General features: G+C 55.6%; 14 protein-coding genes. 4 read left to right on the top strand and 10 right to left on the bottom strand.

The window, feature by feature from the left end; genetic code table 11:
* Positions 1–2: 2 nt before the first annotated feature.
* From WA302_RS09000 to WA302_RS08990, 3 genes are read right to left on the bottom strand one after another with little or no spacing between them, the layout of a single operon-like run.
* A complete protein-coding gene (locus WA302_RS09000; RefSeq protein WP_060434382.1) occupies positions 3–263 on the bottom strand; it encodes a DUF1158 family protein in 261 nt (86 codons plus the stop codon).
* A 55-nt stretch (positions 264–318) separates the two neighbouring features.
* On the bottom strand, positions 319–699 hold the full coding sequence (locus tag WA302_RS08995) for a putative T6SS immunity periplasmic lipoprotein (RefSeq protein ID WP_033648952.1): 381 nt from the start codon (positions 697–699) through the stop codon (positions 319–321).
* Positions 700–706: 7 nt separating this feature from the next.
* On the bottom strand, positions 707–1,240 hold the full coding sequence (locus WA302_RS08990) for a type IV secretion protein Rhs (protein WP_072022355.1): 534 nt from the start codon (positions 1,238–1,240) through the stop codon (positions 707–709).
* 273 nt (positions 1,241–1,513) lie between these two features.
* On the opposite strand from WA302_RS08990, the gene rluF reads away from it, so the two are divergent.
* The gene (gene rluF, locus WA302_RS08985; protein ID WP_025303889.1) at positions 1,514–2,383 is read left to right on the top strand and encodes a 23S rRNA pseudouridine(2604) synthase RluF; all 870 of its coding nucleotides are present in this window, start codon (positions 1,514–1,516) and stop codon (positions 2,381–2,383) included.
* A gap of 142 nt (positions 2,384–2,525) precedes the next feature.
* Here rluF and WA302_RS08980 read toward each other — a convergent pair whose 3' ends face one another.
* On the bottom strand, positions 2,526–5,588 hold the full coding sequence (locus WA302_RS08980) for an autotransporter outer membrane beta-barrel domain-containing protein (protein WP_336063624.1): 3,063 nt from the start codon (positions 5,586–5,588) through the stop codon (positions 2,526–2,528).
* 195 nt (positions 5,589–5,783) lie between these two features.
* Entirely contained in the window at positions 5,784–6,098 is a 315-nt protein-coding gene (locus WA302_RS08975) for a hypothetical protein (RefSeq protein WP_025303891.1), read from the bottom strand.
* 175 nt (positions 6,099–6,273) lie between these two features.
* Here WA302_RS08975 and WA302_RS08970 point away from each other — a divergent pair, with 175 nt between their 5' ends.
* A complete protein-coding gene (locus WA302_RS08970) occupies positions 6,274–6,906 on the top strand; it encodes a response regulator transcription factor (RefSeq protein WP_049204885.1) in 633 nt (210 codons plus the stop codon).
* Positions 6,903–8,684 carry a hybrid sensor histidine kinase/response regulator gene (locus WA302_RS08965; protein ID WP_336063621.1) on the top strand — a complete coding sequence of 594 codons (1,782 nt, stop codon included), beginning with the start codon at positions 6,903–6,905 and terminating at the stop codon, positions 8,682–8,684. The genes WA302_RS08970 and WA302_RS08965 overlap by 4 nt, the downstream gene beginning before the upstream one ends.
* Positions 8,685–8,698: 14 nt before the next feature.
* Here WA302_RS08965 and WA302_RS08960 read toward each other — a convergent pair whose 3' ends face one another.
* The gene (locus tag WA302_RS08960; RefSeq protein ID WP_336063620.1) at positions 8,699–9,532 is read right to left on the bottom strand and encodes an enoyl-CoA hydratase/isomerase family protein; all 834 of its coding nucleotides are present in this window, start codon (positions 9,530–9,532) and stop codon (positions 8,699–8,701) included.
* Positions 9,533–9,654: 122 nt separating this feature from the next.
* Here WA302_RS08960 and WA302_RS08955 point away from each other — a divergent pair, with 122 nt between their 5' ends.
* Entirely contained in the window at positions 9,655–10,017 is a 363-nt protein-coding gene (locus WA302_RS08955) for a winged helix-turn-helix transcriptional regulator (RefSeq protein WP_127146624.1), read from the top strand.
* 75 nt (positions 10,018–10,092) lie between these two features.
* On the opposite strand, the gene WA302_RS08950 is transcribed toward WA302_RS08955, so the two are convergent.
* The 4 genes from WA302_RS08950 to guaA form a co-directional block, all read right to left on the bottom strand.
* Positions 10,093–10,425 carry a type II toxin-antitoxin system RelE/ParE family toxin gene (locus tag WA302_RS08950; RefSeq protein WP_025303896.1) on the bottom strand — a complete coding sequence of 111 codons (333 nt, stop codon included), beginning with the start codon at positions 10,423–10,425 and terminating at the stop codon, positions 10,093–10,095.
* 31 nt (positions 10,426–10,456) lie between these two features.
* Positions 10,457–10,684 (bottom strand): type II toxin-antitoxin system Phd/YefM family antitoxin, encoded by a 228-nt coding sequence (locus tag WA302_RS08945; protein ID WP_025303897.1) that lies wholly within the window; start codon positions 10,682–10,684, stop codon positions 10,457–10,459.
* 119 nt (positions 10,685–10,803) lie between these two features.
* Positions 10,804–11,973, bottom strand: a complete 1,170-nt coding sequence (locus tag WA302_RS08940) for an HNH endonuclease (RefSeq protein ID WP_164066267.1) — start codon at positions 11,971–11,973, stop codon at positions 10,804–10,806.
* 477 nt (positions 11,974–12,450) lie between these two features.
* On the bottom strand, positions 12,451–14,028 hold the full coding sequence (gene guaA, locus WA302_RS08935) for a glutamine-hydrolyzing GMP synthase (RefSeq protein ID WP_336063619.1): 1,578 nt from the start codon (positions 14,026–14,028) through the stop codon (positions 12,451–12,453).
* Between the last annotated feature and the right edge of the window lie 19 nt (positions 14,029–14,047).

Genomic DNA, 14,047 nt, shown 5'->3' with positions numbered 1-14,047 from the left:
AGTTAGTGGCGGTGCCCGCAGCTCACCCGCTGAAAAACCTGGCGGATAAAGAGCCATTCCAGACACCCGGCCAGCAGATAAACCGCGCCAAAAACGAGCGCACCAAACCATTCCGTACCGTTAAAATGGAAAAACCCACTGGCGTCAATCAGCCAAGCGGTTTGATTCTGGTTTAGCCTGGGTACAGGAAAAAGCTTTATTGTCAGCACAGCCAGCCCAACAACAGCCAATGCGTTAGCGAGCAACAGGGCAAGTTTTTTCATAGCCTTTCATTCTACAACCTAACGCAGTCCAACAAACTAAACCTAAGAACATGCGTTAATGGTTAACCCTCAGGTTGCCCCGTTCGTCGGAGACAACCATGAATGCGGCGGTAATCAAATGCGAACCTTCGGGTGTCTGTATATCGTAGGCGACGGAATAACGCTTCCCTGGCCGAAAAGCATAGTCGAATACCGGCATGCACCTCCCCGGCTCAACGAAGAAAACGTCATTATCGATAGCTTTAATGAGCTTATCGCCTGATTCGCTATAAATCTGAACGAAGCGAATATTATCCCCTGCCTTCATAGAAGAAAGAATGCAGACATGGTTATCTTTGGCAGTGACGACGGCGGGGAAGCGCGGAGTCAGCTTATCGCCAGGCCCCGGACAGCCGACCAGGAGGCAGGCCGTGAATAGAACCAAATATTTTTTCATGCTCCCCTCATCCCTTAATAATTTTTTGATAAAGTGCATGAATGTCACGCAAACTATCGGTTCCCCTGTACTTGCCCACTCGTCCAGGACGTTGATAATAACGCCACGTTTCAATACCATAAACCAACAGCAGCCAGTAATCAGCAAAAATCGAAGCTTGTTGCTCCAGCGAGTAATCAGTAATTTTATTCTTATCAAGACGATAGTTGTACTCAGCCGCCCAACTAAACAACCCACGCATTCTTACCCATTGTCCATGCTGATGCTGCCATACATGCCCCAACTCATGGATGAAAAGATGTTTTTCTTCTATCAGAACCGTGTTATCAGAAAAATCGTCTTTATAGAGTTCCCTCCGTAACCATAACTCGCCATTAGGTGCCATGGCATAACTTCTGTTTTGTAAGCCAAACGGGAAATAGCTATCACAGTGTATCCATACACGACCATATATAATTGAGCTTCCATATATATGGCGAGCCAATTTAATTTCCCCCATGGTCATACGTCGTAACGTCCCTTCCTCGGCTAATGCGTTCATTTATCCCTCCTTGAATTTATCAATATCCTAATGCTTTTCTAAAATGAATCTATACATGAACGCTTAAATGGTTTAATTTGGCACAATCCATTTATAACCTGAATAATTTGCAGAAAAATCCTCATCGATTTTCTATAATTAATTAAACGAAAAAAACATATTGCAAATACCTTTGTAGTAGCCGCGGTCAGGATACCCTTATCCAGCCCCCCTGCATGATTCGCTTCGCAGCGTCATCCGGGTAATGTATAGTCCGCGTTTTACGGAGATCCCATGCTGACTAACTCATCCATTCGTCTGAACAAATACATTAGCGAGAGTGGCATCTGCTCACGCCGCGACGCCGATCGATACATCGAACAGGGCAACGTTTTCATCAACGGTAAACGCGCCACCGTTGGCGCTCAGGTATTTGCCGGCGATGTGGTGAAGGTTAACGGTCAGCTGATCGAACCGCGCAATGAAGAAGATCTGGTGCTGATCGCGCTGAACAAACCGGTCGGCATCGTCACCACCACCGAAGACGGCGAGCGCGACAACATCGCCGACTTCGTCAACCACAGCAAACGCATCTTCCCGATCGGCCGTTTGGACAAGGATTCACAGGGGCTGATCTTTCTGACCAACCACGGTGACCTGGTCAACAAGATCCTGCGCGCCGGCAACAATCATGAGAAAGAGTATCTGGTGACGGTCAACAAGCCGGTGACCGACGAGTTTATTCGCGGCATGGGCGCCGGCGTGCCGATGCTGGGCACCGTGACCAAAAAGTGCAAGGTGAAGAAAGAGGCGCCGTTCGTGTTCCGCATCACGCTGGTCCAGGGGCTGAACCGCCAGATCCGCCGCATGTGCGAACACTTCGGCTATGAGGTCACCAAGCTGGAACGCACGCGCATCATGAACGTCAGCCTGAAAGGGTTGCCGCTGGGCGAGTGGCGCGATCTGACCGATGACGAGCTGATTGAGCTGTTCAAGCTGATTGAAGGCTCTTCGTCCGAGGCTAAACCGACGAAGAAAGCCCCGGCCAAATCTGCCCCGGCGAAAAAACCGAACGCCGGCGGGCCGAAAGGCGCCGACAAAGCCGCTGCGCCAGCCGGCCGCAAGCGCTTTACCCAGCCAGGGCGCAAGAAAAAAGGGCGTTAACGCCCTTTCTCCCTCGCTCAGCCCGCCTTTGCGCGGGCTTTTTCATCATAAAAGTCAGCCACAGGCCGCCACTGCGTTCTCACCATAAAAAAGGCCCGCATCAAGCGGGCCTGCAAGTACCAGAGAAGTCTGGAGGAAAAAATCAGAACGACCAGCGCAGGTTGGCGTTGACCGAATTAACGCGAGTATCGGCGCCAAATTGCCCCTGATAGCCGACATCCAGCGTCGCGGCGTGCGACAGCTTCACGCTCACGCCGATATCGCCCACCATCACGTTGTCATCCACGGCCTGGCCCTGCGTGATGAACGCGTCGCTGCCGGCAAACGCCATGCGCGATGAGGTGTTCTTATCGCCGTAGGCATGTTGCCAGCCGAGCGAGCCGTAAAGGCTGACGTTCTTCGGCAGTTCGGTCACGCCGCGCACCCCGAGTGTAGAATAGAAGGTATTCATCGTTTCATTGCGCACGCTCAGCGCCGCCGCGCCACCCGACTCCTGGAAGCTGTCGGTATGCAAACGGATGTAGCTCAGGTTGATGAACGGTTCGACGTTCATCTCCGGCTGACCGAAACGGTAACCCGCTTCAGTGAACGCCAGCAGCGAGTTCGCATCGTAATCCGACTTCAGCCGATCCGAGAAGCCGCTGAAATCGACGTTGCGCTTGCCTTCAATCTTATGCCAGGTGTAACCCAGCGCGCCGCGCAGCGAGAACGCATCCTGCTGCCCCGCCGCATACAGGCCGAGGTGGTAGTTGTCGGTATCGGCCTTGGAACGGCGGCTGTCGACGTCGTAGTCGCCGCGGCTGTAACCAAAGTAGCCGCCGATGCGCACGTTATGGTCCGCCAGCTTGCGATCCGCGCCCAACAGGAAGCCGGTGGTGTTGCCATCCAGCTTGCCCACGTTGCCGTTGCCGCTGTTTTTGCCCCAGGAACTGAAGGTTTGCCCCCAAACGCCGCTGTTTTGCGCCTGCGCCGGTTGCACCAGCGACATCGCCAACGGCGGTATCGGCAGGCTGTCATTGTCGAACAGGCGCAGCATGCGCTGGTTCAGCACGTTGAACAGCTGGGTGCTGCCGGCGATCAGGTTAGACTGCATCGACGGATAGACTTCACCGGACAGCTGATTGAACGCCTCGCGCGCTTCCGGCGCGCTCAGCAGCAGCAGCGAGTTATACAGCGCCAGCGAAGGGCCGCTCTGCGCCAGCGTCGAGAGCGCGCCAGCGGTATTCCACTGGTTGCCGCTCTCGGCCACCGTTTGGAAAATGCCCGGTTTGCCGCTGCCTGGATTCTCGCCCCCCGGATTTTCACCGCCTGGGTTTTCTCCGCCCGGATTCTCGCCGCCTGGATTCTCGCCCCCTGGGTTTTCCCCGCCCGGATTCTCGCCCCCTGGATTCTCACCGCCTGGGTTTTCCCCACCCGGGTTCTCGCCGCCAGGGTTTTCACCGCCCGTGTCTTTCTGCGCGATGGTCAGATCCACGGCGTTGGCGCTGTGGTTCAACGCCACATCGAGGAAGGCGGACTTGGAAACCGCCGACGCGAACTGGCCGTCAATGCCGCCGTCCGAGGTCAGAATGCGGTAGCTTTGGCCGGTTTTATAGCTGGTTTGCGGATCCAGCGCCGTAACCTGCACCTTGGCCTGATCGCTGATGGTGGTTTTGCCCGCCACCAGCAGTTGATCGCTGCGGCCGTCGCCGGCGATATCGACGTCATAGAAGGATTCGCCGATAAAGTTCAGGTAGCGTTTCAGCGTCAGCGTGCCGATATTGCCGTCGCCGGGCGAGATATGGCCGCCGGACAGGATCTCGGTCTGGCCCAGCGTGCCGTTGCCGCCCAGCGTGCCGCCGGCCTTGATCGACGCGGCGCTGCTGTAGCCCTGCCCGTTATTGACGTCGGAACCCGCCGTCGCATTGAGGATCAGCGTGCCGCCGTTTTCGGCGCTGAGGGTTTGGATCTCGAAAATGTCGTCTTCTTTCTGGGTATTGATGTCGCTGGCGATGATGAGCTTACCGCCGCGCGCGGTGACGTTTGCCTGCAGGCCAGTGAGATCGCCGTTCAGCGTCGTGTGCCCGGCGGTGTTGATCACCTCGCCTTCGCCGCTCATCTTGTTGCTGAAGACGTAATTACCGTCGGTATGGTTAAAGTACACATAGCTGCGGAACAATCCGCCCCGCAGGGCGATCGCCGTCTGGGCATCGATAGTGCCAGCAGCGCCCGCCGCGCCGAGTGTCGGCTCGGTCAACCCGGTGCCGGTATCCATGTTGCCGCGGCTGCCGATAATCAGCGCGCCGCGGTTAGAACCGGAACCGGTCTTGCCCAGCACCACTTCGTTGCCGCCGGCGGAGAATGTCCCGCCGTCCATGACCGCCAACACGCCATTGCCGTAATCGCCGACGTTGACGCTGCTGCCGCTGGTAAACCGTGAGCCGCTGCCGGCGATCGTCAGCTCGGCGGTTTTACGCGCGCCGGAGACGCCCGCCACCTGAATATTACCGACGTTGACCACGCCGCCGTTCAGCACGTCCAGATCGCCGTAAAGCGTGAGCGCACGGCCGACGTTCCATTGGGAATTAGCCCCCGTGACCGTGGCTTTCGGGCTCAGCATATCGCTCTCGCCCGGCCCGCTGCCATTGCCGATGCGTGCGTCAAAGGCGGTATTCAGCACCGCGCCGTCTTCAATCGCCAGCGTGGATCGTGCCCCTAAATCGGTGCCGACGCTGAGAAAATTGCTGGTGACGCGAGAACCGGCGCCGGTGGCGATAAGGTGGCTGTCATAGCCACGGGTGGTGCCGACCACGATCTCTTTCGCGCTGGCCAGCGCACCGTCTTCAACCCGCAAGGTGCCCCGCCCCAGATTCAGGCCGCCACGCAGCACGAACTGATCGTTCACCGCGTTCAGCTCGGCGTTCGGCCCGCGGACCGTGACTACGCTCTCATGAATTTGGCCGTTGAACATCCGGCCAATATTGATGTTATAGGCGCTGATCTTGCCATTCTCGATCAGCAGATTACCGCTTTGATTGCGGCCGACGTAAACGTCCCCGGTGTAGGCCAATGATTCGGTAATTTTTGAGTCGCCGTCAAAAATGGCATCGTCTGCGCGAGCGATATCGGCGGGCGCCAGCATCAACAGCGGCGCAGAAAATAGAGCGAGGTAAAGTTTGGAAAGCGGTGTACTAACCGCTAAAGGGTGCGATGTCTTGTCATTCACGGGCTATCTCCGTACTCGTTAGCGTGATGTCGCGAAATTTATTGTTATAGGAAAACTCAATACACTAGAGGAGGTGTGAGGCGTTATTTCGCGCACGCCGGTTTAGTGATCGTCGAAGCAAAAGCTTATTGCCCCCCGGCGCTGACGCTCCGACGATGGAAAACCAGGAAGCGGCAATACCGCCCCCGAAGCGAATTATTTATGCGTGACCACCGGCGTACAGGTCGGCGCGCTCAGCGACGGCGACGAACCTAAAATTCCCGGCATCATCAGCGACGAGCAATCAAAAATACGGCCTTTTTCCGTGGTGGCGCGATAAGAAAGTTTTTGGCCGCCCAGCGCATCTGGCTGTGCGCCATTGACATTGGTCACGGTAATTTCGTCCGATGAGCCCAGGCCCAGCATTTTGGCGGTTTCCGCCTGCAGTAATGGAATGGCCTGATCGGTTTTCAGGGTGGAACAACCGGCTATCATCATCGTAACGGTTAAAGCGATAAGTGGTTTCTTCATAAATTATCCTTTATAACCAATCAGTTAAAATTACCGATTAGCTTTATGTTTTCTCTTATCCAAATCCTCGAATAATATATTTCCCTTTCCTAAACGAAAAAACCCTCCTAAAGTAGGGAGGGTTGATAATAATTCATCAGACCTATCTGATATTTGAAGGCGAAAGGAGAATCCTTTGGGGCAGGATTATGCGTTGGTCGTTGATGACCATCCATTGGTAGCAAGCGGTATCGCCAATTTTCTCAGCACGCATTGCCGATTCAAACAGGCGCATGTGGTGACCAATGAAGAGAATTGCTACCGCCATATTAGGGAAAATGGCCCACCGCGTTTACTGGTGATTGATTTTTGGCTCTCTTCCGGTACGGCGTTGAAATTACTCAAAGAAGTAAAACAACGTTATCCGCAGGTGCGGATTTTGGTGGTCAGCGGCGACGAGAATAACGATATCTGGCAGAAAGTGCACAATGCCGGCGGGCATGGATTCGTGTTAAAAAATGAACCGCCAGAATTATTCGCCAGGGCGGTTTTTGCGCTGAATAACAATCAGGAATGGTTCCCGGAAGGCAATGAAGCCGCCATTAAAAACAACCATGACCATTTAAATAAATTCAATTTAACGCCGAGGCAATTAGACGTATTAACTATGATGCTGCGCGGCCTGCCAAATAAAAGAATTGCCACGCAACTGTCTATTTCAGAACCCACCGTCAAAGAGCATATCAGCAATATATTGAAAAAGATCGGCGTCAACAGCCGAGTGGAAGCCATCACGCTGTTGCACGGCAAACGGGATCCGTCGTCATGAGGTTTTTCCAACATTTACAAAATGATGGCATCTCCCCACGCGCACAGATCCGCCTGCTGGACAACACCTTCATGCGGCTGGTGTTCAGCTTCACCGCCGTGCCTTTCGTCGGTATCCCGTTCGCCATCTGGATTTATTTGCTGGGTGATGAACTCGGCCCAACCATTACCTGGATCATCGTTTACCTGCTATGCGCCGTGGCGATCCGAATAGGACATCGTCGCTACCTGCATGAGGCCAAAGAAAATGATGAAGACACCGTGCTGCGCCGCTGGCTGCCGCGCATTAATAAGGTGGCGTTTATTCACGGGTTGGGGATCTCATCACTCTATTTAATTACCCCACAGACCCATAACTTTGACTTTTTTCTGCTGCTCAATATCAGCATCGCTGCGATCGTCGCCGCCAACGCAACGCACCTGACGCCCGTCATCAGCACCTTTACCCGCTTTTTCTTCGCCTCCTGGGGGCTGCTGAACCTCGGCATCATCTGGCGGCTGGAAGACGTGATGTTCATCGTACTGATGCTGAACTTGCTGTACGGCTTCGCCATTTACCGCCACGCATTAACCTCGCATGCGTTCTTTATCCAGCAGGCGTTGCTCGAAGAACAAAGCTCGCGCCTGGCGGAGCAGTTCCGCCAGGCTAAAGAAGAGGCGGAACAGGCGCTGTTGGACAAGAACCAGTTCCTGACCACCGCCAGCCACGATCTGCGCCAGCCGGTGCACGCCATGGGCTTTCTGATCGAAGCCATCATCCACAAAAACCGGGACGACAGCCTGACGCCGCAGTTGCTGGATCTGCAACAAAGCGTGCGTTCGGTGCATTTGATGTTCAATTCACTGCTCGATCTCAGCAAGATCGAATCCGGCAACGTGCGCACCGCCGCCACCCATGTGGATATCGGCGCCCTGCTCGACTCGGTAGTCACCCTGTTCCGCGAAGAGGCCAACAGCCGCGCCCTGGCGCTGCGCACCTGGCGGCCTAGACGGCGTATCAGCGTGATGGGCGATCCGCTGCTGGTGCGGCAATCGCTGATCAACCTGATCCAAAACGCCCTGCGCTATACGCAACAGGGCGGCGTGCTGATCGCCATCCGCCCACGCGGCCCCGAGTGCCTGGTGGAAGTGTGGGACACCGGCGTGGGCATCGCCGACGAAGAGAAAAGCAAAATCTTCTCCCCTTACTACCGCCCTGAACTGGCGTGGAAAATCGACAGCGCCGGCCACGGGCTGGGGCTGGCGGTGGTGGCGCGCTGCGCCAAGCTGATGAAGGTGAAGTACGGCATGCACTCCGTCGAAGGCAAAGGATCGCGTTTCTGGATGCGCTTCACGCAATACAGCGGCGAAGACAAAGCGCCGGACACCGCGGCCGCCTACGACAACACCGCCACGCCTACCCGCTATGCACCACTGCGTGGCGCCTGCCTGGTGGTGGACGACGATCCCTTGGTGACCTCCGCCTGGGAGAGCCTGATGAGCACCTGGGGCATCACCGTGCGCTGCGCGGCTTCCGCCGAGGAAGCCTTCGCCATTGTCGAGGACGGTTTTACGCCGTTCGCCGTGCTGTGCGATCAGCGCCTGCGTTCCGGCGAGAGCGGTTTCGACATCCTGAAAGCGCTGTTCGAACGCCTGCCGGACGTGAGCGGCGCGATGGTCAGCGGCGAGTTCAACTCGCAGATATTGCAAGAGGCCGAGCAGGAAGGCTATCTGGTGCTGCGCAAGCCGCTGGAGCCGGCCAGGCTGCATGCGCTGCTGACGCAGTGGGGGGCCGGCTAGCGCGAGGCGGTGCCTTAGCGGGCAAGATGCCGCAGCAGGCCTTCAAGGTTGTGCTCCCCCTCCGGGGTTTGCGCACCGGCCTTCAGCCCACCGCGGATCAACCGCTCCGCGGCCGGGCGTGCGAACAATCCCGCCCAGGCGTCGTGCTCGCGATAAAAACCGGCCTGCAGATCCGGTGCAGGCATCGCCTGCTTGGCCGCCGCAATCACGCCCTCAGGCAGTGCCGCGATATTGCGCGCTAACCGATCGACGAAATCATCCAGCTCGGCGGCAGGCAAGGCGCGGTTAATCCAGCCGTAGCATTCTGCGGTCGCGGCATCGATGAGATCGGCGCCCAGGATCACTTCCAGAGCGCGGCCGCGCGTCATTCGGCTCGTCAGGTACTGCGTCGCGCCACCGCCGGGCGTAATGCCCATCAAGGCTTCGCACTGGGCCAGCCCCGCCGCTTCCCGTGCCGCGAAAGCCATATCGGCCGCCGCCACAAACTCGGCGCCGCCGCCGCGTGCCAACCCGGCCAGCTTAACGAGAGTGACCTGCGGCTGGCTGCGCAGCAGTTCGCCAAACGCCTGGAACGGATTTAGCCCCTCCGGCGCGTTGCTCGCCAGTTCGTCGAAAGCGTGCGGCTCATCGATCAAGGTCATGTCGACGTGAGCAATAAAGAACGCTGGGTTCGCGCTCTGGAACACCAACACCCGCGTATCCGGATCGTCACGCACCGCGAGCAATAAACGGCTGATTTCCGACATCAGCGCCACATCGAGTACGTTCACCGGTGGGTTATCGATAGCGATCGTCATCACGCCGTGCGCATGAGACAGCCTAAGTTTGCTGAAATCTGTATCTGTCATCTCAATGTCCTTTTACCTGGGGTACAAGTGCGGGTTATTCGCGCCGTGTGTCGAATGGTATACTTTGCATACCTGGCGTCAATTACGCACCTTAAGCATCCCAGGGATGCAGGAGGATACCGATGGATACGACCGACCTTGTTTACCGCGCCGACTGCCCAAGCCGCATCGTGCTCGATCAGATTGCCGATAAATGGTCCATGATGGTGCTGGAAGTGCTGCGCGAGCCGCAGCGCTTCAACGCCATCAAGCGCCGTTTGGATGGCGTCACGCAACGCGTGCTGACCCAGACGCTACGCAAGCTGGAACGCAACGGCATGGTGCATCGCAAAGTGTTGGACGGGCGGGTGCTTGGCGTCGAGTATTCGCTGACGCCGCTCGGCAAATCCCTGCAGGGGCCGTTCTCGATACTGTTCGACTGGACGCTGGGGAATATTGAGGCGATTCAGGAGTGCCAACGCAAGTATGATGAGCAGGACGAGTGATGCGGTTCCTCCTGTTCCAATTATTGAAGGCCGCATCATTGTCGGAAAACAGGAATTAGGCAATCGAACGGGCTATCAGGGCATGATCAGACGCTTAAACAGCAGCTGCTGGATATCCTGCCGATGTGACAAAATCGCATGTGCTGTTACCAACCTTCCGTCTACGGAATACAAAACCCGGTAACCGCCAGCATGATTAAACTCCCGGTACTTTGCGCAGCCGATTTTGAGCAGCTCAGGGCAAATCTGGCATCCCTGCGGGAACTGGCCAATGATGCTCTCAAATTGAGTGAGAATATCTGCGATAACCGGGCGCGGTTCGACATCAACGCGACGGAGATGGTTCACTATTGTATCGATGCAGTGCTTTACCGTAAGCGTGTACTCAAAGGTCACCTGCTGTTCCATTGCAATCCCTTAATGTTGAGCACTGTAATGCTTAAAGCCCATTCAACAGCTGTTCCTTCGAGAACACGCGCCCTTCCGCTTTATCTTTCTCTGACAGCGTCAGCAATTTCAGCAAAGCAATGGCGTTCTCCCGCTCCTGCTGCTGCTCATAGGATTCTATCACGTAGGCGGGAACCCCATTTTGCGTGACCAAGATAGGCTCAGAGAGATCGAGCGTGGCCGCGTTTTTTTTAACGTAGCTGATGGTCTCTACTTTCATCGTGCCCCCAAGGCTATCAATCACACCAAGGTCTAAATATAGGCCAAATTTAGACCAAAAACAATAATCTGTTTTACCCATGGCTTACTTTCTCCCATTAAAAAACAGGCAGTAATACGTCACAGAGAAGCAAGTTGGCTCCAAAACTCGACGGATGTCTCAATACGCGAATCGATCGCCACCAGCTCTGGATGTTTTTTTACACCAGAAGAATGGGCTACCAGTTCAACCAGCGTCATCTCTATGGTTTTACCAAGCGACGGGAACAACACCAATGCGTAACCCTCTTCGCAGTTAATGAATGGGCTAGACAAAGTCGATGGAGCCAGTTCCACAACAAACGGAATAGCCTGATCAATAGTGCCACTCAGCGTATAAGAGGAACCCGTGTTCACCACAGTAAACACGACAGCCCCTCGGTAACCAATGAATTTAGAAAACAATGGATTCTTTGGCGCTATCAAAGTCGCGCTACCTCGTGTCTGTCCAGACTCTCCATCCTTCGGCCAGCAGGTCTTGCGTGCCTCTTTCGCCATATCAGTATCCAGATATAACTCGCCAAACAGTGAGCAACCCACCCCCATTGCCAGCTTTGCAAGGAAGCGCTGATCAAAGTGTACATGTACATCAATTTGCCCCCTAACGCTTCCTGACTTAAGGGCAGCCATGACAACGCTAATATTCGACTCATCATCTACCGACCAAGCATCGAAACCAGAAAGCAGTCCCTCACCTGATTCATCTACTCTTGCACAAAGGATTTTCCGGACTTTGGTGGATCTGAACATTTCCAAGAAGCTGGCAATACCGATTTCCCAGCGGATAGGGTCTTGACTCGTCAGGAATAGATATGCTGTCGATGGCTTCTTTTTCTTGTCGATAGGATTACCACCCGAATAACCATGGAGTCGCTTGTCATCCGTACGAAGCCAGATGATCGTCTCCCCTGATGGGCCAACCCAATGCTCGGCAACTTGCCCCTCGTCAAGAACTAGCCCGGCAAACTTGCTCTGGCCAATACAGACCAAGGGTATCGGTTGATCGATCAGGCTCGTGTATAACCGATGTGCTGCAATGCTCAGGCCATTCGTCACAAACCATGATTTTGCGTAGGAAGCATCAACGAACAACCCAAGCCGGTTATTGCACTGCTTGCAGACATTACGAAGCATATATTGTTGCGGAGCAAACTCGCCGCCCATGAATTGTGGGATCGCATGCTCAAGGCTTTCTTCACTCTTAGGCTTATTAAGCCCGCAATACAAACAGACAAAGCCAGGCTTAGCCATAAATAACTTTTCCTCGGAGTTTTGCATACTACATAGAGGTAACGTACTGATCTGTCGTCCACGGATCGGAGGTAAATGGCATTGCTCATTGTGGGTAAGTGCAGCAGCATATGAATCAATGCGCTAGAAACCTAAATTGCCATTCTCTGAACCGTAAATTTGTTGTTTGTGAGAGGCTATATTTGACAAGGAGACTTCTCTCGTAGCCACCGGAGAGTAATACTCGGTTCATCTCCAAATTAACCATAGATATAAAATATGCCTCAGTGGCTTGACCTACTCGTACTATGAACTGCTTGCTCATGGCGATATGGTGCCAGACCCCAAACATAGAAATAGGCTCAAATCATACCACCAACCATACCTTAAAAATGAAGTACTTGGCGATTCAACAAATTGCTAAAAATGAGAACTAAGTAAATATGAAAAAGCCCGCAATAGCGGGCTTCGTTTTATCGTTACTACATCAAAGCAGGATCACTCCCACTCAATCGTCGCCGGCGGCTTGCCGCTGATGTCGTACACCACGCGGGAGATGCCGTCCACTTCGTTGATGATGCGGTTGGAGACGCGGCCGAGGAAGTCATACGGCAGGTGCGCCCAGTGCGCGGTCATGAAGTCGATGGTTTCTACCGCACGCAGGGAGACCACCCAGTCGTATTTGCGGCCGTCGCCCATCACGCCGACCGAACGCACCGGCAGGAACACGGTGAACGCCTGGCTGACTTTGTTGTACAGGTCGGCTTTGTGCAGCTCTTCGATGAAGATGGCATCGGCGCGGCGCAGCAGATCGCAGTACTCTTTCTTCACTTCGCCCAGCACGCGCACGCCCAGACCCGGGCCCGGGAACGGGTGACGGAACAGCATGTCGTACGGCAGGCCCAGCTCCAGGCCGATCTTGCGCACTTCGTCTTTGAACAGCTCTTTCAGCGGCTCGACCAGGCCCAGCTTCATCTCTTTCGGCAGGCCGCCCACGTTGTGGTGCGATTTGATCACGTGCGCTTTGCCGGTGGCGGAAGCGGCGGATTCGATCACGTCCGGGTAGATGGTGCCCTGTGCCAGCCATTTCACCTGCTCTTGCTTGCAGGCTTCTTCGTCGAACACTTCAACGAACACACGGCCGATGATTTTACGCTTGGCTTCCGGCTCGTCCACGCCCGCCAGTGCGGTCAGGAAGCGGTTTTCCGCCTCAACGTGCACGATGTTCAGGCCGAAGTGGTCGCCGAACATTTCCATCACCTGCTTGGCTTCGTTCAGGCGCAGCAGGCCGTTGTCGACGAACACGCAGGTCAGGCGTTTGCCGATGGCCCGGTGCAGCAGCATCGCGGTCACGGAGGAGTCGACGCCGCCGGACAGGCCGAGGATCACGTGGTCTTCACCCACCTGCTCGCGGATGCGCTCGACCGCATCTTCGATGATGGTGGCCGGGGTCCACAGGGCTTCACACTGGCAGATGTCCAGTACGAAGCGCTCCAGCATGCGCTGGCCCTGGCGGGTGTGGGTCACTTCCGGGTGGAACTGCACGCCGTAGAAGCGTTTTTCTTCGTTGGCCATAATAGCGAACGGGCAGGTATCGGTGCTGGCGATGGTCACGAAGTCGGACGGGATCGCGGTCACTTTGTCGCCGTGGCTCATCCACACGTCCAGCAGCGGTTTGCCGGCCGGGCTGATGGCGTCTTCGATGTCGCGCAGCAGCGCGCTCTCTTTGACGATTTCCACCTGCGCGTAGCCGAACTCGCGTTCGTTGGAACCCTGCACATGGCCACCCAGCTGCATCGCCATGGTCTGCATGCCATAGCACACGCCCAGCACCGGCACGCCGGCGTTGAACACGTAGTCAGGGGCGCGCGGGCTGCCGGCTTCGGTGGTGCTTTCCGGGCCGCCGGACAGGATGATGCCGCTTGGGTTGAATTCGCGGATCTGCGCTTCGCTAGCGTCCCAGGCCCACAGTTCGCAGTAAACGCCGATTTCGCGCACGCGGCGGGCGACCAGTTGAGTGTATTGCGAACCGAAGTCCAGTATCAGGATGCGATGCTTATGGATATTTTGTGTCATGTGAGGCGAATTCCAGCAA

This window comes from Serratia sp. 201 (assembly GCF_037027545.1).
GTDB lineage: Bacteria > Pseudomonadota > Gammaproteobacteria > Enterobacterales > Enterobacteriaceae > Serratia > Serratia bockelmannii.
Note: the sequence above shows the minus strand (reverse complement) of the source record. Positions and strands in the feature narration are given on the sequence as shown.